This is a genomic window from Curtobacterium sp. MCLR17_044, from assembly GCF_003234435.1.
Taxonomy (GTDB): Bacteria; Actinomycetota; Actinomycetes; order Actinomycetales; family Microbacteriaceae; genus Curtobacterium; species Curtobacterium flaccumfaciens.
In genome coordinates this window covers 240,577-258,644 of the sequence record NZ_QKTC01000001.1, presented here as the reverse complement: position 1 = coordinate 258,644, position 18,068 = coordinate 240,577, and the positions used below count along the sequence as shown (strand labels likewise).

Here is an 18,068-nt window from a genome sequence, read left to right as displayed (position 1 = left end):
GAAACCCCCGGACCGGCCCTGAGCAGCCCCCGGGGTCAGGGGATGAGGACGATCTTGCCGCGGGTGTGGCCCTGCTCGAGCTCCTCGAAGGCGTCCTGCACACGATCGAGCGGGTAGGTCGCGGCGATCGGCACCTCGATGGCGCCGTTCGCGACCTCGAGGGCGAGCGCCCCGAGGATCTCCGGGTCGGCGGTGTCCGCGCTGCCCAAGGCCTTCGCTCCGACCTCGGCGGCCTCGTCGAAGGCGATGATCGTCTCGATGCGGTCGACCGGCACCCCGAGGGCGATGCCGAGCCGGACGTACTCGGCACCGTGGGTGTCGATGACGGCGTCGATGCCGTTCGTCGCGAGTTCGGTGATGCGCTCCTGCAGCCCGTCGCCGTACGCGACCGGCCGTGCACGCTTGGAACGGAGCCACTCGTGGTTCGCCTCGGAGGCGACGGCGATGACGTCGATGCCCTCGTTCGCGAGCAGCTGGGTGACGAAGCCGCCGACCCCACCGGCGGCACCGGACACCACGACGGTCTCGCCCGGACGCGGGTCGACCGCACGCACGGCTGCGGCCGCAGTGGTCGCGATGACGTCGAGGCCACCCGCCACGGTCCAGTCGAGCAGGCGTGGCTTCTGGACGACCTGGACGGCCGGCACGGAGACGTACTCGGCCTGGCTGGCGCGGTCCCACGACCAGCCGATGACCTCTTCACCCTCGTCGACGCCGTCCACCTCGGCCCCGACGGCCACCACGATGCCGGCGAAGTCGGTGCCCTGCCCGGACGGCAGGTCGCCACCGAACGCACCCTGGCGGATGGCCGACTCACCGGGGTTGATGCCCGCGGCTCGGACGCGGACGAGCACCCGCCCGGGCGTCACCTCGGGAACGGGCACCTCGGCGACGTGCAGGACCGATCGGTCACCCCACTCGTCGAAGCGGACAGCGCGCATGGTCTCCGGGATCTCAGTCATCGGAACCGACGCTACCCCGGCGCGCGGCACCCGGTCTGCGTGGACCGCTCCATCCCTGCGAGGACGCGAAAGGGAGAGGGTGCGAGACTGGGGGCATGCCCATCCTGAACAAGGACATGCAGGTCTGCATGTCGCTGGCCGCGCGACCGAGCAACATCGGCACCCGGTTCCACAACTACCTGTACGACGAGCTCGGCCTCAACTTCCTGTACAAGGCGTTCACCACGACCGACCTGCCCGGCGCCGTCGCCGGCATCCGTGCGCTCGGGATCCGCGGTTGCTCGGTGTCGATGCCCTTCAAGGAGGCGATCATCCCGCTGGTCGACCACATCGAGGACTCCGCCGCCGCGATCCAGTCGGTCAACACGGTCGTGAACGACGACGGCGTGCTCACCGCGTCGAACACCGACTACGAGGCGATCGCCGCCCTGCTCGGGTCCCACGAGGTCGACCCGGCTTCGCGCGTGCTCCTCCGCGGCTCGGGCGGCATGGCCAAGGCCGTCACGGCGGCGTTCCGCGGCGCCGGCTTCGACCGGTTGACGGTCGTCGCCCGCAACGAGCAGACCGGCCCGGCCCTGGCCTCGCAGTACGGGTACGACTGGGTGGCCGACGAGCGCGAGGCTGGGGAGACCGACCTGGTCGTCAACGTCACCCCGCTCGGCATGCGCGGCGACCAGCAGGACGCACTCGCCTTCGCGCCGGAACGGATCGAGGCGGCGCACACCGTCTTCGACGTGGTCGCGTTCCCGTCGGAGACCCCGCTCGTGCGGGCGGGGCGCGACGCCGGCAAGCACGTCATCACCGGCGCCGAGGTCATCGCCCTGCAGGCGGCCCGTCAGTTCGAGCGGTACACGGGCGTCGCCCTGACCGACGACCAGGTGGCGCGGGCCAGCGAGTTCTCGCGCGCCGAGTAGTCGACGCACCCACAGGGCGTACGGGAGGCCCGTGGCGGCGCCGCCACGGGCCTCCCGTCCGTCTCGTGGGACGTCTCAGGCGTTCGCCGCGCGCCCGACGGCCACCCACTCGAGGCGGCGGAGCGTCTCGCGGTTACGGATCCAGATGAGCGGCTGCATGAGGAAGTCGGGTACGTAGGAGCCCGGTCCGGCCACCGCGTTCTCGGTGATCGTGACCTTGCAGCCGTGCCGGTGCGGTTCGACCGTCAGCTCGACGCGGGCCTCGCCGATGGGCCAGCCCTTCGGCTGGATGACCATGCGGTGCGGCGGCTCCCACACCAGCGACGTCGTGACGTCGTTGATGACGATCGGCCACGCGCCGAACGAGTGGTGCAGGTGGGTACCGACCTGCGGCCAGCCGGACTCCTCCTGGCGCATGCGCGAGGCCCCGACCACCCAGGTCGTGTAGAGCCACCCGTCGCCGAGCACGTCGAAGACGGCTTCGGGACGGCAGTGCAGGATGCGGACGTTCTTCGCCATGGTGATCAGCCTTCCGGGGTGAGGTCGACGTCCTCCGGCAGGCCGAAGGTGTGCCGGAGTGCGCTCTTCGCCGCGTGCCATCCGGCCATGCCGTGCACGCCGGGGCCGGGCGCGGAGGACTCGGAGCACAGGTACATGCCGCCGCCCATCCGCCACGGGTCGCTGGACAGGACGGGGCGCTTGACGAGCTGCCAGAAGCTCGCGGCACCGGCGGCGATGTCGCCACCGACGTAGTTCGGGTTGTACTCGCCCATCTGCACGGCCGTGCGGGAGCTCGACGAGAGGATCGTGTCCCGGAACCCCGGCGCGAACCGCTCGATCTGGCGGGTGACGGCCTCGGTCGGGTCGACGTCCGACCCCGCGGGGACGTGCGCGTAGGCCCAGAAGACGTGCTTGCCCTTCGGGGCGCGGGTCGGGTCCACCACGGTCGGCTCCGCGCCGAGCACGTACGGGCGCTCGGCGTGCCGGCCGTGCGCCACGGCACGTTCGGCCTCCGCGATCTCCTGCCGGGTCCCGCCGATGTGCACGGTCCCGGCCTTCCGCAGCGACTCGTTGGTCCACGGCACCGGGTCGGACAGTGCGAAGTCGACCTTCGCCGCCGCATTGCCGAACCGGAAGCGTCGCAGTGCACCGCGCTTTGGGGTCGGGATCTGCTTGCCCGCGATCCGGAGCATGCCCGGCACGCTGGTGTCGAACAGCACCGCCTTCGCCGGGGTGAGGTCACCGAGCGACCGGACCTCCTGCCCGGTGACGATGCGGCCGCCGTGCGCGACGAGGTCGGCGGCGAGCGCGTCGACGATCGCCTGGCTGCCGCCGATCGGCACCGGCCAGCCGCGGGCGTGCGCGTACGAGCCGAGCGACAGTGCCGCCGCCGCGGTGGACAGGGACGGCAGGTGCTGGATCGAGTGCGCCGCGACGCCGGACACCATCGCCGGGGCGGCCTCGCCGCGGAAGCGCAGGTTCCACGCAGCGGTGCCCTGCTCGAGCGCCCGCAGACCGAAGCGCAGGACGGTCAGGGGGTGCCGCGGCACGTGCAGCAGCGCGTCGGTCGCGAAGTCGGCGACCTGGTCGGCGTTCTCCGCCAGCGGGGCCATCAGCTGCTTGAAGGCCGGCCCGTCCACCCCGAGCTCGGCGGCGGTGCGGTCGAGGTCCTGGTAGGCGATGCCGGCGCGGCCACCGTCGAGCGGGTGGCCGTACTGCACCTCGGGCAGGCGGAGTTCGATGCGCTCCTCCATCCGGAACAGCCGGAAGAACTCGGACTGCAGGGCCATCGGGTGCACGGCGGAGCAGACGTCGTGCAGGAAGCCGGGCAGGGTGAGCTCGGCCGTGCGGGCGCCGCCGCCGATCGTGTCGTTCCGTTCGACGACCTCGACCGACAGTCCGGCGCGTGCGAGCGTCACCGCTGCCGCGAGCCCGTTCGGTCCCGCTCCGACGACCACCGCATCAACCATGCACCGAGCCTAGGGACTCGTGACTGCGTGTGGTGTCGGTCAGGTGCGCGAGGTGTCGGGGTCGGCCGGGTCCGACTCGTCCTGGTCACCATCGGCGTCGTCGGGCTCGTCGGCGTCGACCGGGGTCGATCCGACGGGGTGCTCGGCGAGCAACTCGGCGAAGTCCTCGTCGAGCATCTGCTGCAGCCGGTCGTCGCGGCCGATCTCGTAGTCGTCAGCCGGACGCTGGGCCCACCCGAGCCGTCCGACGACGGTGGTGCCGATGTCGTCCCAGGCGCGGGCCCGCGCGGCGAGCACGATCCCGTCGACGAAGTGCTGGTCGTCGCGCCGCTTGTCGAGCATGGTGGCGAGCTGCTCGTACGTGGCCTCGCGCATCCGGAGCTTCAGGTCGTCGCCCCGCCGGTAGTCGTGCTGGTGGCGGGAACGGCCCTTCTGCTTGCTCGAGGTGGAGCGGATCTCCCGCATGCGTGCGGCGTCGCCCCGCTGTTCCTCGGCCATGCGGTGGAGTTCCTCGCGCGTGGCCTCGGCGATGAGCGCGTGGTCGAAGTACCCCTGGTCACGCAGGGCATTCGTGATGATGCGGTTGGCCACCGCGATGGTGACCGCGGCCTTCGCGATGAGGAAGCCCTCGTCGACCGCCCGCTTCAGTTCGACCTGGCTGATGGGTCGATCGCGCACGTCGTGGTTGCGTCGTCCGAACAAGGCCATGCTCCGACGATACCGGCGACCGGTGTCGGTCGGCCTGCACGAGGGAGTCGTTCGTCAGAGCAGCAGGCCGTACACCGCGACGTCGACACGCTCGGGCCCGAGGGGCAGCGCGCCGCGCAGGGTGCCCTCGTGCACGAAGCCGAGCCGCTCTGCGAGCCCCCGGCTCCGCGCGTTGTCGACCGCCGTCCGGATCTCCATCCGTGCGCACCCGCGCGCCCGCGCGACCCCGATCAGCACGGTGGCGGCCCGCCGGACGACACCACGGCCCTCCTGTCCGGCGTCCACCCAGTAGCCGAGCGATGCCTGGCCCAGGTACGGGTCGAACGTCAGAGAGGCCACCCCGACGATGCGGTCGTCCGCGCGGATGACGCAGGGAAGCGCGCGGTCCATCGCGAACTGGCCGAGCAGCCGCTCGGTGTGCAGGGCGATGGCCTCGCGGGTCTGGAGGTCCCATGCCCAGGGCTCGGCGGCGCGCAGACGGTCGGTGTTGGCGTGCACGAGTGCGAGCACCTGGTCGACCGTCGTCAGGTCGCGCAGCGTCAGCGTGTAGCCGTCACCGAGGTCGCGTCCGAACGTCGTCACCGTTCCGACACTAGGCAGCCCTGCCTGTCACTCGTACCGGAGCGCCTCGATCGGGTTCTGCCGTGCGGCTCGTCGTGCCGGCAGGGTGCCCGCCAGGAACGCGATGAACATCACGACGAGGATGATCGTGGCGACCGACCCCGGCGCGAACTGCATGATCTGCAGCCCCGGCAGGTCCTTGAGGAGCGTGCCGGCCAGGACGTTCGAGATCCCGGTGCCGAGCAGGATCGCGACCCCGGCACCGATGGCACTGCCGAGGAACCCGATGAACACCGCCTCGAGCGAGAACAGCGTGTAGACCTTGCCGCCGCCCATGCCCATCGCCTTCATCAGGCCGATCTCGCGGGTGCGCTCCTGCACGCTCATGAGCAGGGTGTTGATGATGCCGAAGCCGGCGGCGACGAGCGCGATCACGGCGAAGGCGTTCAGGACCCCCACGATGCCGCTGATGACGGTCTGGAACTGGCCGAGCTGGTCCTGGATGGTCTGGCCGAGGAACCCGTCGTCGGCCAGGGACTTCTTGACCGTGGTCACGGAGGCGTCGGCGTCGAGCGTCGCGGTGGCGCTGGCGTACGACGTCGCGATCGAGTCGGGCTTGCCGATCTCCTGCGCGGCCTGCATGGCGTCGGTCAGTGCGGCGTTCGCCCCGGCACCGCTGCCGAACAGCGACTCGTTCTGCACTCCGACGACGGTGGCGGTGAGCGTGTGCTCCTTGCCCTGGTAGTCGTCGACGGCGATCGTGAGCTCCTTGCCGACGGCGGCCGAGGTGCTGCCGAGACCCATGTTCTTCAGGTAGTCGGTCGGCAGCATCACCTGGTTGGCGTCGGTCTCGTCGTCGAGCTGCTTGCCGCTCGCCAGGTCGGCGTCGAGCTCGCCGGCGTTGGCGGTGAGCGACACGACGTACTTGCCCTGGTCGCCGTACTCGGCGTACTTCGGTGCGAGGGCGATCGCCGGGCGGAGGCTCTTGATGCCGTCCGTCTTCTCGATCGCGTCGACGTCGGACTGCGACAGGTACGAGAACGACGCGGGGCCGCGGTCGACGCTCTGACCGGACGCCTCGGGGTCGTACTTCGCCGGGCCGCTGTCGGTCGAGGTGCTGTCGACCGCCTTCGTGACGACCAGGGTGCCGTCGTCGCCGATCGAGGAGACCTGGCTGTCGATGTAGTTGCTGACGCCCGTGCCGATGGCCGAGGTGAGCGTGATCGTGAAGGCGCCGATGAAGATCGCGATGACGGTCAGGGTCGTGCGCAGCTTCGAGCGGAAGGTGTTCGAGACCGCGGTGCGCAGGAGGTCGAGGAAGTTCATGCGGAGTGCCTTCCGTGCGTGGCAGACGCATCGACCGCGTCGTCGGGTCCGCCGACGATCAGGCCGTCGCGGACGTTCACGCTGCGGTCGCAGCGCGCGGCGAGCTCTTCGTCGTGCGTGACCACGACGAGCGTGATCCCCCGCTCGCGCTGCAGCCCGAACAGCATGTCCTCGACCACCTGCCCGGTGTTCGTGTCGAGGTTGCCGGTCGGCTCGTCGGCGAAGATCACGCTCGGCTCACCGACCAGCGCCCGGGCGATGACCACGCGCTGCTTCTGGCCACCGGACAGGTCGTTGGCGTCGTTCTTCGCCTTGTCGGCCAGGCCGAGGGCGTCGAGCGCCGCCATGCCCCGTCGCTTCCGCTCGGCTCCGGAGACACCGGCGATCTTGAGCGGGAGCACGACGTTGTCGAGCACCGAGGTCTTCGGCGTCAGGAAGAACTGCTGGAACACGAACCCGAAGGTGCTGTTCCGGGTGCGGTTGACCTGGCGGGCACCGAGCGTCGCCGCGTCGGTGCCGTCGAGCAGCACCTGTCCGGCCGACGGCTTGTCGAGCAGTGCGAGCAGGTGCATCAGCGTCGACTTGCCGGAGCCGGACTTGCCGACGATCGCCAGGCTCTCGCCCTGGTGCACCGCCAGCGACACCCCCTTGAGCGCGTCGAACCGCGTCGCGCCGCGGCCGTAGGTCCTGGCGAGGTCACGGGCCTCGAGCACGGGAGTGGTCATGGGTTCACCGTAGTGTCCGATGCACGACTGCAAGTTTGCGTTTGCTGTAGATCATGTGACGTCCCGGTTACAGTCGGGCCATGCCCGACTCCGCGACGCCGTCAGAACTCGGTCTCCGTGACCGCAAGCGCATCGAGACCCGCAACCGCATCGCCGAGGCGGCCCGGTCCCTGGCCCTCGAGCAGGGCGTCGACGGCACCACGATCGAGCAGATCGCCGCGCGGGCCGACGTCTCCCCGCGGACGTTCTTCAACTACTTCGAGAGCAAGGAGGACGCGGTCCTCGGGCACACCGAGCTCGACCTCGAACCCGCCACCCTCGAGGCGCACCTGGCGGCCGTCGCGGGGGAGCCGGCGGCGCAGGCCGTCGTGGACCTGGCGTTCCTGGTGTTCGGGTCGTCGTTCGGCGACGAGCACGAGCGCCTCGAGCGCAAGGCCGTCATCGTGCGGTTCCCGCAGCTGATGCGTCGGCAGGTCACGCGGATGACCACGGTCGCCGAGGCGATGACCGGCGCGGTGCGCACGATCCTCGAGCGCGACCCGGCCTGGGGGCCGGAGGCGGCGACCCCGCAGGCGGCGGAGATGCTGCTCGGCATGTGCATGACGGGGCTCCGCAGTGCCGCTCGGCACGAGGGTTCCGACCCGGAACAGGTGCGGGCGGCGGTGGTCGCGTCGATCCGCGACACGGCTGCGCGCATCGCCGCGGCCTGAGACACGACCATGAACGGACGGGAGGCGTGGTGCCAGCTGGCACCGCGCCTCCCGTCCGTCGGTGGGCACGTCGAGAACGGTCAGGGCTTCGTGATGAAGCCCTCCTTCACCATCCAGTCGAAGGCGACGTCGGCTGGCTCACGCCCCTCGACGTCGACCTGACGGTTCAGCTCCTGCAGCACCGCGTCCGTGAGCTTCGGTGAGATCTGGTCGTAGATCCCCTCGAGCTGCGGGTACTCCTTGAGCGTCTTCGAGTCGATGACGGGCGCGACGTTGTACGCCGGGAAGAACCCCTTGTCGTCCTCGAGCACCGTCAGCCCGAGCGACTTGATGCGGCCGTCGGTGGTGAAGACCTCACCGAAGTTGCACTTGCCCCGGTCGGTGGCCGTGTAGACCGTGCCGGTGTCGAGGATGCTGACGTTGCTGCTCGGCACACCGTTCGACCCCGAACCGCCGAGCTCCAAGCCGTACTTCTTGAGCATCGGCTTGAAGCCGTCGGCACGGGAGTTGAACTCCGACTCCACGCAGAACGTGCGCTGGTCGACCGGCAGCTTCGTGATGTCGGAGAGCGTCTTGACGTCCCCGAGCTCCTTGACGGCCTCGTTGCGGACGGCGAACGCGTAGGTGTTGTTCATCGGCGCGGGTTCGAGCCACGTCAGCCCGTTGCCGGCGTCCTCCTTCTTCACCGCCGTCCACTGCTCGGTCTTGTCCGGGATCCCCTTCGTGTGACCCATGAAGGTCAGCCAAGCGGTACCGGTGTACTCGTACGTGAAGTCGGCCGCGTGCGAGGTCATCAGCTCACGGACCGCGACGCTGCCGGGCACGTTCGTCTCGTCGGTGACGTCGAACCCGGCGGCCTTGGCGGCGAGCACGGCGATCTTGCCGAGCACGAGCTGCTCGGTGAAGTTCTTCGACGTCACGGTGAGGTGGGCGCCGGCCGGCAGGTCGTCGATGCGCTGGATGGAGCCGGCGCCGGCCTCGGGCACGAACGAGGTGGCGGGCTGCAGGCCGCACCCGGTCAGGACGAGGGCGGTGGCACCGGCGACGAACGCGGCGGCTCCGACCCGGGTGCGGGTGCGGCGGGTGCTGCGTGTGCGGCGGGTCATCGGAGTCCCTTCGGTCGTGCGACCGTCTCGACCACGCGGCCGAGCCAGTCGATGGAGAGGGCGAGCAGGGCGACGAGCAGGGCCCCGGCGACCAGGAGCTTCGGCAGGAACAGCGTCACGCCCGTGGTGATGAGCAGACCGAGTCCGCCCGCACCGACGAAGGTGGCCAGGCTCGCCGTGCCGACGAGCAGCACGAGCGCGGTCCGGATGCCCGAGAGCATCACGGGCACCGCGAGCGGCAGTTCGACGCGCATCAGCACGCTGAAGGCGCTCATGCCCATGCCGCGACCGGCCTCGACCAGTCGGGCGTCGACGCTCTGCACGCCGATCATGGTGTTCCGGAGCACCGGCAGGATCGCGTAGAGCACGAGCGCGACGACGACGGACCGCGAGTTCAGACCGAGCCAGGCGGCGAGCAGCACGATGAGGCCGACGGCCGGGGCCGCCTGCCCGAAGTTCGCGACGGCGAGCACGTACGGGCTCGCCCGGCGCAGCGGCCCGCGGGTCAGCACGACGCCCAGCGGGATGCCGATCACGAGCACCAGGACCGTCGACTGCAGGGTCAGCACGAGGTGCTGGCCGGTCAGGGCCAGGATGTCCGCCGGGTTGAGCGTCGTGCGCTCCGTCGGGGTCAGGTCCGCCGTCGCGAGCCACACCGCGAAGCCGGCCAGGACGACCAGGATCGCGATCGGCTGGAACAGCAGGCCCTTCCACGAGGTGCTCGCACCGGTGGCGGGGCCGGCAGTGGCGACTGCGCTCACAGGTCTTCTCCGGTGGGCATGGCCGACACCGGTGACGACGGCATGGTCTCGATCGGGTTCGTGTTCGTGCCGACCGGCGTGTAGGCCTGGTCGCCTGCGGCGGTCGCGCGGGAGCGGGTGATCGCCTCCATCACGGTCTCGACGGTGATGACCCCGCGGAACGCGTCACGACGACCGGTGACGAGCGCGGCGCCGGCGCTCGAGACGAGCATGGTGTCGAGCGCGTCGTTGAGGGTCGCGGCCTCGCCCACGACGGGCAGGCCGGGCTCGACGCCGTCGGGGATGCGGTCGAGGCGCTCGAGCTGGCGGCGCGACGGCCACCCGATCGGGCGCTGGCGGTGGTCGACGACGACGGCGTGCTGGTGCCCGCCGGCCTCGTTCATCCGCTGCAGCACGGCCTTGACCTCTTCGCCGGGCGAGCAGGTCACGGCCGACTCGACCTCGACGTCGCGCACGCGGTTCAGCGTGAGCTGCTTCAGGCCCGCGCCGGAGCCGATGAAGTTCTCGACGAACTCGTTCGCCGGCTCGGCCAGGATCCGTTCCGGGGTGTCGTACTGCACGATGTGCGCACCCTCGGTGAAGATGACGATCCAGTCGCCGAGCTTCACGGCTTCGTCGAAGTCGTGCGTGACGATGACGATCGTCTTGTGCAGTTCCTCCTGGATGCGCAGGAGCTCGTCCTGCAGGCGCTGGCGGGTGATCGGGTCGACGGCGCCGAACGGCTCGTCCATGAGCAGGACGGGCGGGTCCGCGGCGAGCGCCCGGGCCACGCCGACGCGCTGCTGCTGGCCACCGGAGAGTTCGCGGGGGAACCGGTCGCGGTAGGTGTCGGGGTCGAGTGAGACCAGGTCGAGCAGCTCGTCGACACGCGCCGCGATCTTCTCCTTCGACCAGCCGAGCATCTTCGGCACGATCGCGATGTTCGCCGCGACCGTCATGTGCGGGAAGAGCCCGCCGGCCTGGATCACGTAGCCCATGCGGCGGCGGAGCTCGTCGCCGTCGATGCCGGTGACGTCGTCGTCGCCGACGACGATCCGGCCCTGGGTGGGCTCGATCAAGCGGTTGATCATCTTGAGGGTCGTCGTCTTGCCGCAGCCGGACGGGCCAACGAGCATGACGATCTTGCCGGCCGGGATCTCGAGCGTGATGCCGTCGACGGCGGGCTTCGACTGCCCGGGGTACCGCTTGGTGACCTCATCGAGCAGGATGCTGCGCCCGGTGACGTCCCCGTCGGGCGCGGTGGTGGTGGCGGAGTCAGTGCTGGACACGGATACCTCTCGAGATGGTCAGGCGGCCGAGGCCGATGAGGAGCAGGTCGAGGACCAGGGCGAGCAGGACGACGCCGACCACCCCGACCACGACGGAGGACAGGGCGTTGGCGCCGCCGAGGCGGGACAGCCCGGAGAAGATGAAGCCGCCGAGCCCGGGGCCGAGCGCGTACGCGGCGATGGCGGCGATGCCCATCACCATCTGCGCGGCAACGCGGACACCGCTCAGGATGATCGGCCACGCCATCGGCAGCTCGACCTGCAGCAGGGTGCGGAACCGGCTCATGCCGATGCCGCGCGCCGACTCGACGACGGCAGGCGGGATCTCGGCGAGACCGACGACCGCGTTGCGCAGGATCGGCAGCGCGGCGAAGAAGACGACCGTCACGACCGACGGCAGGACGCCGAAGCCGAGCGGGACGATGAGCAGGCCGATGACGGCGAACGACGGCAGGGTCAGGCCGATGGCCGACACCCCGTTCGCGAACGCGGTCAGGCGCGGGCTGCGGTAGACGAGTGTGGCGAGCACCACGGCGATGACCGTGGCGAGGACGACGCACTGGACGACCAGTGAGAAGTGCTGCCACGATGCGAACCAGATCTGGCTCCATCGCTCCACGACGTACTGGAACACGGGTGGGCGCTCCCCTTCCGGTCGGCTGAACTGCCCACAGATCGGGGCACGAGCTCGGCCAAAGCTATGCAACAGCCGGACCGGTTGTACAACGCAACCCCACCTGCACGGCGGTTTCCTTTGCGGTTGCGAGGAGGACAACCCCTGGTCAGCAGGGGTTTACCAGGGCGAGCCTGGGAGAACGGTAACGATCGGTCTGCCTGCTCGGCTATGCGTCGAGGTCGCGCAACCCGGACCGCTCCGCGATGTCGACGAGCTGCTCACGCCACCGGACCCATTCCTCCGGGGACTTGTCGGCCAGGTTGCCGTCACCGTCGCCGGCCAGGCCGTCGAGCATCTCGCGCACGATGTCGGCGTGACCCGCGTGCCGGGCGGTCTCGTACGCCATGTGCACCAGGATCCGGTGCAGGGTGACGTCCCGGTGCCCCTCCGGCCACCACGGCACGGTCCCGGTGGCGGTGAGGTCGAGCGCCTCGATCGTGGCGTCGGCATGGGCGGCACTCCGGTGGTGGAAGGCCACGATGTCGGCCATGGTCTCGTCGAGCGAGGCGTACATGTCCTCGCCGTCCTCCGACTCGAGCCAGGCGGGCTGGTCCGGCAACGGCCGCCCGAACACCTCGCCGAAGTAGCCGGCCTGCACCCCGGCGACGTGCTTCACCAGCCCGAGGACGTTCGTACCCGTCGGCGTCACCGGCCAGCGTGCCTGGCGCTCGGCCAGCCCGTCGAGCTTCGCCAGCAGGGCCGCACGGTGCTTCTGCAGGTACCGGTGCAGCGTCCGCTTCACCGCGGCGTCGGCGGCAGCGGCGTCCGCGTGCGCGCCCGCGCCGTCCGCGACCGCCGCGCCGTCGGGGCGCCGCGTGGCCCCTTCGTCCGACAGCAGGGCGTTGCCGCTCGCAGCCAGGGTGCTGGTGCTCGCGGGGTGCACCTCGGGGACCGCTTCGACGTCGCTCATGCCCCCGATCGTGCCACCCGGAGCTCCTGCAGGCGCGTCGACTCCTGCACGGCGACCCGTTCGGCCGTCAGGAGCAGCCCGGCGACCTCGGTGCCGGTGCGTGCCGGGGAGTCGTTCCAGCTCGTCAGGTCCCGTACCCGCCCCATCCGGATGTCCGGCGCGGGGCACCACAGCACGGGCTCGCCCTCGTCGCGGGCGAGGGCGTGCCACACGACGTCGAGCGCGTGCTGCACCCGGGGAGCGTGCACCGCGTGCGGCCCGCCGGCGGCGGACACGACCGCGCCGACCAGGCAGGCACCGACGAGCGGCCGGCCCTGCACGTCCATCGCGGCGGCACTGGAGGCCTTCCGCTCGCGGCCGTGCTCGTCGAGGTAGGCGAACCAGGCGTGCTGGACCCACCCGCGTTCGACGACCGCGCGGGCGTCGGAGAGCAGGTGGACGAGTTCCCCGAGTTCGCGGACCCGGTCGTCGACCCGTCGCGCGCGGGCGGCGGCGCGGCGGTCCGACAGACGGTCGAGCAGGCCGCGGAGACCGCGTCGCTCGGGTCGGACGGGGGCGGGGGAGGCGTCGGTGGCGACGTCGTGCTGGACGCGGAGCTCGAGGGTCATGGCGGCCCCTCCGATCGGCTGTGCACGGATGGTGCGGTCACGATAGCCCCGCGGGGACTCAGTCGTCCAGCACCGCGTCGATGCTCCGTCGCGCGACGCTCCGGAAGGCGCGTTCGTCGGCGGTCGCCAGCGCGGACGCGAGCGCGACCGCCCACCCCCGTGCGCGCAGCCAGGTGGCGTCCGGGGCCGCGACGCGCGCCCGGAACGCGGAACGCCCCGGCACGTCGAGCGTCAGCCAGGCAGTGGCGAGGTCGACGGCCGGGTCGCCCGCGGTGACGTCCCCGAAGTCGATCACGGCCGACAGGCGGTCGACACCGTCCGACGAGTCGACGAGCAGGTTGAAGGGGTGCAGGTCGCCGTGCACCCAGACGGGAGGCCCGGGGTGCGCGGGCACGGCCGCTGCGGTCCGCCACAGCGTGGCCAGCTCTCCGGCCCGGTGCACGCCGTGCTCGTCGAGTCGTGTCAGCACGGCGTCGCTCCGCGACGCGAGCGGCACCGCACGGAACGGGTTCGCCGGGGCGTCGTCCGGGGCCGGGACGTGCAGGAGTCCGACGAACGCGGCGAGCGCCTCGGCGACGGGGATCCCGGCCGCACGTTCACCGATCGCCGTACCGGGCAGCCACGGCACGATGCTCCACGACCACGGGTAGCCGAGGGCGGGGCGTCCGGTGCGCACCGGGGCAGGCACCGGGACGACCGATCCGACCCGGGCGGCGATGTCCGGCAACCAGCGCTGTTCGTGTTCGACGAGCCGTGCGGCCAGCTCCCGACGGGGGACCCGGACGGCCAGGTCGTCGCCCAGACGCAGCACGACGTTGTCCCAGCCGTTCGCGACGACCTCGAGCGGGAGGCCCGCCAGGTCGGGGTGCTGGTCGCGCAGCAGGGACCGGACGAGCGGGACGTCGACGTCGACCTCGGCAGCGGGTGTGGGCACCGCGTCAGGCTAGTGGGCCGCCGGACACATGCCCGCGAACTGGGGCCGGTGGCGCGACACCCTTCTCGGTAGTCTCAGAGGTGAGGTGACGTGGGTGTTTCCCTGGGGGGACCCGCGTCACTCCGGAGCGATGAGTGCGACGAGCCGCGGGATCTCCGGACGCAGCCGTTCGGTGACGAACGCGTCCAGCAGGACCGTCCAGAGTTCCCGCAGGCCCGCGAACAGGTCGGCCCGGCGGGTCATCACGTCCGAGACGGTCTGCACGCCGGTGTAGGCACGGACGACGACCCGGCCGACCAGGTCCGGGTCCCACCGCTGGTCGAGCTCGCCCACCTCGACGGCCTGCCGCGCGAACCCGGCGACCACCGTGGTCCAGTCGGTGTACGGGTCCTGCCGGGCGACGTCGCTCGCGGCCACGTCGGTCGACAGGCGCACCCCGGCGCTCACGACGACCTCGGACGTCATCTGGACCGCGAGCCCCTGGCACAGCCACATGATCGACTCGAGCGGAGTGGTACCCCGCGCCACCGCGGCCTCGCCGTAGCGGCGCGAGATCGCGTGCTGCTCGGCGACGACGGCCCCGGCCATGTCGGCCTTCGACGTGAAGTGGAAGTACAGCGCACCCTTGGTCATCCCGATGCGTTCGGCGATGCCGTCCATCGAGGCACCGACGTACCCGCGTTCGTCGAACTCCGCGGCCGCGCCCTCGATGATCGCCGTGCGGGTCGCGAGCGACCGCTGTTGCCGGGTCGGTCGGTCCTGCGCCATGGGGTCCGATCGTAGTCAGCGCACGCTGCCGCCGGGGTCCACTGGCCGCATTCGGCAGGCGTTCGGCCGGGTGCCCTACGGTCGGTCGCCATGGACGGATGGCGGAACCCTGCGCGCTGGGCACGGACGGGTCGGTGGCTGCTGCTGCCGATCGCGGTGCTGGACTGGGTCGCGCTCGCGCCGCAGACCATCGTGGTGCTCGCGTTCCTGATCGCCGTCGTCGGGCTCGCCGGCATGTGTGCGGCCCTCGTGGTGCACATGCTCCGCCGGTCCCGTGGGGCGATGGCCGGCCTCGGGGTCGTCCTGCTGCTCGGTGGCCTCGTCGTGTTCGGCCTCGACCCGTTCCCCGGCTCCTTCCCGCTCATCCAGTCGTGGTGGCCGGAATCGATCACGCAGCCGCAGCACGTCGGCAGCGCGTACTGGCAGCTCGCCGGCCTGGGCATCGAGCTCGCCGGGTTCGCCCTGCTCGCCACGCTGCTCGTGGTCTCGCTGACCGGCACTCCGCGCCCGCGCCCGGACCGGTTCCGCTCCTGACGCGCGCGGCACGATCAGCTGGCGCGGCACGACCGGATGGCGCAGCACGAACGCTCAGTGCCGCGTGAGCACCACCAGCGTGACGTCGACCACGGCGTCCGTCGGGACGGCCGTGCGCACCCCTTCGACCACGGTGGCCCCGTCCGGAGCCGAGCGCACCAGCGCGGCGAGGTCGTCCAGGTGCCGGAGCCCGTCCAGCGACAGGACGCCCTGGGTGCAGATCGCCAGCCGGTCACCGGGTTCCAGGTCGAGCGCGCCGGGCGACCGGGGGATCGACGCCGGCTGCAGCCCGAGCGGCAGGTCGAGCGGGTGCAGGACGCGAGCCGGACCGTCGGCGGGGACCAGCACCGCGAGGCCGTGGCCGGCGTCACCGAAGTCGACGTGACCCGACGTCGGGTCGAGCCGCAGGTGGAACAGCGAGCCGACGGCGTCCGCAGCCGACAGGTCGGCGGTGACCTGCGCCTCCAGGCCGACGATCGCGTCCGACATGTCGGTGCCGGTCCGTGCCGCCACGGCACCGCGGACCGCCGCGGCGAGCAGGCCCGACGCCGGGCCGGCCGCGCTCACCCGGCCGACGGTGACGTGCAGGGCAGAGTCCGGTGCGACGCGCCAGTCGGCGACGTCACCCCCGCCGTCGTCGTGCTGGGCCACCAGGACGTCGAGGTCGTACCCCGGCACCGCGACCGGGTCCGGCACCAGGCCGTCGAGCACCCGACGGACCCGCCCGCGGTCGATGGCGACGCCGAGTTCGCGCTCCGCCCACCGGGCCAGGTCGCCCAGCAGGGCGACGTCGTCCGGTGAGAACGTGCGCGGAACAGCGTCCATCAAGCACAGCGTGCCCACCCGGGTGCCGTCGACCATGGTCAACGGTGCGCCCGCGTAGAACCGGATGCCGTGCTCCGCCACCGCCGCGGTGTGGGCGAACCGGGCGTCGAGGGACGCGTCCGGGATCACCATCGGTTCGCGGGTGAGCACCGTCGACGCGCAGAACTGCTCGCTGGCGGGGACACTCGATCCCTGGTGCCAGCCGAAGGTCGACTGCGTGGTGACGAGGTCGTGGTGGACGAGGTTGAGGAAGGTCAACGGGACGTCGAACGCCTCGTGGGCCATGCGGGTGATGCGGTCGAAGCGCTCCTCGGGTCCTGATCCCAAGATGGCGAGCGCCTCGATCACCGCGGTGCGCTTGTCCGCACCGTCGAGATGGTTGGTCACCCGGCCTGTCTACCCCCATCGTCCGACAGGAACCAGTCCCGTGGGTGGGGGTCAGCCGTCAACTCGCGGCGCTCGGACACCGGGGCGGCCCAGGCGGCGGCGTTCGACAGCACGCGCTGGATGTCCGGGTGGTGGTAGACGGGGTACTCCTGGTCGCCGGGCGAGAAGTAGAAGACCTTGCCGAGCCCCCGGCGGTACGCGACGCCGGAGCGGAAGACCTCGCCGCCCGCGAAGGTCGACAGGAACACCTCTTCGTCGGGGCGCGGGATGTCGAAGTACTCGCCGTACATCTCCTGCCGGTCGATGACGATCGGGTGCGGGACCCCGGCGGCGATCGGGTGCTCGGGCGCGACGGTCCAGACGAGTTCGCGCTCGCCGTCGTTCCGCCACTTCAGCGAGCAGGTCGTGCCCATCAGGCGCTTGAACGGCTTGGAGTAGTGGCCGGAGTGCAGCACCACCAGGCCCATGCCGGCGTGCACGGCGTCGACGACCAGGTCGACGACGGCGTCGCTCACCTCGTCGTGGGCGGCGTGGCCCCACCAGAACAGCACGTCCGTGGTGGCCAGTCGTTCGGCGGTGATGCCGTGGTCGGGTTCCTGCAGGGTGGCGGTGGAGACGTCGGCCCCGGGCTGCAGCTGCCGGAGCGCCTGGGCGATCACGGCGTGCATGCCGTCGGGGTAGTGCCCGATGACCGTCGCGTCACCGCGGGTCTCGTGCACGTTCTCGTTCCAGACGACGATGTTCAGGGGACGGTTCTCGGTCGACGGCGACATGCAGGCAACGCTACCCGTGCTCGGTTCGCGCATCCGCGGGCGTTTGCTGATCGTCTTGCCCACCTTGAGATCACGATCCGGGGCGTTCTGCTGTCTGTCAACCGGGTCCGCCACGATTGACGGCATGACTCCGCGCTCCCTGTTCCGCGCCGCTGCGGTCGCCGAACTCGTGACCTGGACCCTGCTCATCCTCGGGATGGTGCTCAAGTACGGCCTGGACGCCGGCGACTGGGGCGTCCGCATCGGCGGTGGGGTGCACGGCTTCGTGTTCCTGGCGTACCTGGTGGTCACGACGGTCGTGGCGGTGAACCAGCGGTGGTCGTTCGGGGCGCTCGTGCTCGGCTGGGCCAGTGCCGTCGTGCCGTACGCCACGGTGCCGTTCGAGGTCGCGGTCGCCCGCCGCGGCATGCTCGAGGGCTCCTGGCGCCGCTCGCCGGACGCCCACTCGGGTTTCTGGGACCGCCTGCTGTTCTTCGTGGTGCGTCGGCCCGCCGTGGCCGCGGGCATCGGGGTCGTGGCCGTCGCCGTGGTCTTCACCGGGCTGCTCGCCGCCGGCCCGCCCGTGCCGTCCCGCGGCTGACGCGACGAGCGCCCACGCGTCACTTCGTGAGCAGCAATGGTCGGGTTCGTGGTGCGGACCCG

The 18,068-nt window shown here is 71.3% G+C and carries 21 protein-coding genes; 4 read left to right on the top strand and 17 right to left on the bottom strand.

The genetic code is table 11. The features are described from left to right. Positions 1–35: 35 nt before the first annotated feature. Entirely contained in the window at positions 36–962 is a 927-nt protein-coding gene (locus tag DEJ04_RS01290; protein WP_258371272.1) for an NADP-dependent oxidoreductase, read from the bottom strand. A gap of 95 nt (positions 963–1,057) precedes the next feature. On the opposite strand from DEJ04_RS01290, the gene DEJ04_RS01285 reads away from it, so the two are divergent. Further along, positions 1,058–1,876 (top strand): shikimate 5-dehydrogenase, encoded by an 819-nt coding sequence (locus DEJ04_RS01285; protein ID WP_111045813.1) that lies wholly within the window; start codon positions 1,058–1,060, stop codon positions 1,874–1,876. A 75-nt stretch (positions 1,877–1,951) separates the two neighbouring features. Here DEJ04_RS01285 and DEJ04_RS01280 read toward each other — a convergent pair whose 3' ends face one another. The 6 genes from DEJ04_RS01280 to DEJ04_RS01255 are packed head-to-tail and all read right to left on the bottom strand — an operon-like array spanning position 1,952 to position 7,166. Beyond that, on the bottom strand, positions 1,952–2,395 hold the full coding sequence (locus tag DEJ04_RS01280) for an SRPBCC family protein (protein ID WP_111045811.1): 444 nt from the start codon (positions 2,393–2,395) through the stop codon (positions 1,952–1,954). Between the two features lie 5 nt (positions 2,396–2,400). Further along, positions 2,401–3,846 carry an NAD(P)/FAD-dependent oxidoreductase gene (locus DEJ04_RS01275; RefSeq protein ID WP_111045809.1) on the bottom strand — a complete coding sequence of 482 codons (1,446 nt, stop codon included), beginning with the start codon at positions 3,844–3,846 and terminating at the stop codon, positions 2,401–2,403. A 39-nt stretch (positions 3,847–3,885) separates the two neighbouring features. After that, the gene (locus DEJ04_RS01270; protein ID WP_111028900.1) at positions 3,886–4,554 is read right to left on the bottom strand and encodes a hypothetical protein; all 669 of its coding nucleotides are present in this window, start codon (positions 4,552–4,554) and stop codon (positions 3,886–3,888) included. Positions 4,555–4,608: 54 nt separating this feature from the next. After that, entirely contained in the window at positions 4,609–5,136 is a 528-nt protein-coding gene (locus DEJ04_RS01265) for a GNAT family N-acetyltransferase (protein WP_181437695.1), read from the bottom strand. 27 nt (positions 5,137–5,163) lie between these two features. Beyond that, positions 5,164–6,441, bottom strand: a complete 1,278-nt coding sequence (locus DEJ04_RS01260; protein WP_111045805.1) for an ABC transporter permease — start codon at positions 6,439–6,441, stop codon at positions 5,164–5,166. Continuing rightward, positions 6,438–7,166 (bottom strand): ABC transporter ATP-binding protein, encoded by a 729-nt coding sequence (locus DEJ04_RS01255; protein ID WP_031260145.1) that lies wholly within the window; start codon positions 7,164–7,166, stop codon positions 6,438–6,440. The genes DEJ04_RS01260 and DEJ04_RS01255 overlap by 4 nt, the downstream gene beginning before the upstream one ends. A gap of 80 nt (positions 7,167–7,246) precedes the next feature. Here DEJ04_RS01255 and DEJ04_RS01250 point away from each other — a divergent pair, with 80 nt between their 5' ends. Continuing rightward, positions 7,247–7,876, top strand: a complete 630-nt coding sequence (locus tag DEJ04_RS01250; protein WP_071406244.1) for a TetR/AcrR family transcriptional regulator — start codon at positions 7,247–7,249, stop codon at positions 7,874–7,876. A gap of 80 nt (positions 7,877–7,956) precedes the next feature. Here DEJ04_RS01250 and DEJ04_RS01245 read toward each other — a convergent pair whose 3' ends face one another. From DEJ04_RS01245 to DEJ04_RS01210, 8 genes are all read right to left on the bottom strand, one after another. Further along, on the bottom strand, positions 7,957–8,982 hold the full coding sequence (locus tag DEJ04_RS01245; RefSeq protein WP_111028897.1) for a glycine betaine ABC transporter substrate-binding protein: 1,026 nt from the start codon (positions 8,980–8,982) through the stop codon (positions 7,957–7,959). Beyond that, entirely contained in the window at positions 8,979–9,743 is a 765-nt protein-coding gene (locus DEJ04_RS01240; protein ID WP_111045803.1) for an ABC transporter permease, read from the bottom strand. The genes DEJ04_RS01245 and DEJ04_RS01240 overlap by 4 nt, the downstream gene beginning before the upstream one ends. Next, a complete protein-coding gene (locus tag DEJ04_RS01235; RefSeq protein WP_017887899.1) occupies positions 9,740–11,011 on the bottom strand; it encodes an ABC transporter ATP-binding protein in 1,272 nt (423 codons plus the stop codon). Before DEJ04_RS01235 ends, DEJ04_RS01240 begins: the two co-directional genes overlap by 4 nt. Then, the gene (locus tag DEJ04_RS01230) at positions 10,998–11,645 is read right to left on the bottom strand and encodes an ABC transporter permease (protein WP_111045801.1); all 648 of its coding nucleotides are present in this window, start codon (positions 11,643–11,645) and stop codon (positions 10,998–11,000) included. Before DEJ04_RS01230 ends, DEJ04_RS01235 begins: the two co-directional genes overlap by 14 nt. Before the next feature lie 208 nt (positions 11,646–11,853). Next, a complete protein-coding gene (locus DEJ04_RS01225) occupies positions 11,854–12,597 on the bottom strand; it encodes a DinB family protein (RefSeq protein ID WP_111045798.1) in 744 nt (247 codons plus the stop codon). Next, complete coding sequence (locus DEJ04_RS01220) at positions 12,594–13,205, bottom strand: hypothetical protein (protein ID WP_111045795.1); 612 nt, start codon at positions 13,203–13,205, stop codon at positions 12,594–12,596. The genes DEJ04_RS01225 and DEJ04_RS01220 overlap by 4 nt, the downstream gene beginning before the upstream one ends. Positions 13,206–13,263: 58 nt before the next feature. Then, entirely contained in the window at positions 13,264–14,139 is an 876-nt protein-coding gene (locus DEJ04_RS01215; protein WP_111045793.1) for an aminoglycoside phosphotransferase family protein, read from the bottom strand. Between the two features lie 117 nt (positions 14,140–14,256). Continuing rightward, complete coding sequence (locus tag DEJ04_RS01210; RefSeq protein WP_110865312.1) at positions 14,257–14,907, bottom strand: ScbR family autoregulator-binding transcription factor; 651 nt, start codon at positions 14,905–14,907, stop codon at positions 14,257–14,259. Between the two features lie 90 nt (positions 14,908–14,997). Here DEJ04_RS01210 and DEJ04_RS01205 point away from each other — a divergent pair, with 90 nt between their 5' ends. Then, entirely contained in the window at positions 14,998–15,441 is a 444-nt protein-coding gene (locus DEJ04_RS01205) for a hypothetical protein (protein ID WP_111045790.1), read from the top strand. Positions 15,442–15,495: 54 nt separating this feature from the next. Here the strand turns inward: DEJ04_RS01205 and DEJ04_RS01200 are convergent, their stop codons facing one another. Further along, the gene (locus DEJ04_RS01200) at positions 15,496–16,653 is read right to left on the bottom strand and encodes a GAF domain-containing protein (RefSeq protein ID WP_111045788.1); all 1,158 of its coding nucleotides are present in this window, start codon (positions 16,651–16,653) and stop codon (positions 15,496–15,498) included. After that, positions 16,650–17,426: a ThuA domain-containing protein gene (locus DEJ04_RS01195; RefSeq protein ID WP_246552689.1), complete on the bottom strand. Its 777-nt coding sequence runs from the start codon at positions 17,424–17,426 to the stop codon at positions 16,650–16,652. The genes DEJ04_RS01200 and DEJ04_RS01195 overlap by 4 nt, the downstream gene beginning before the upstream one ends. Before the next feature lie 124 nt (positions 17,427–17,550). Here DEJ04_RS01195 and DEJ04_RS01190 point away from each other — a divergent pair, with 124 nt between their 5' ends. Further along, positions 17,551–18,006 (top strand): DUF3817 domain-containing protein, encoded by a 456-nt coding sequence (locus DEJ04_RS01190; RefSeq protein ID WP_111045786.1) that lies wholly within the window; start codon positions 17,551–17,553, stop codon positions 18,004–18,006. Positions 18,007–18,068: the final 62 nt, after the last annotated feature.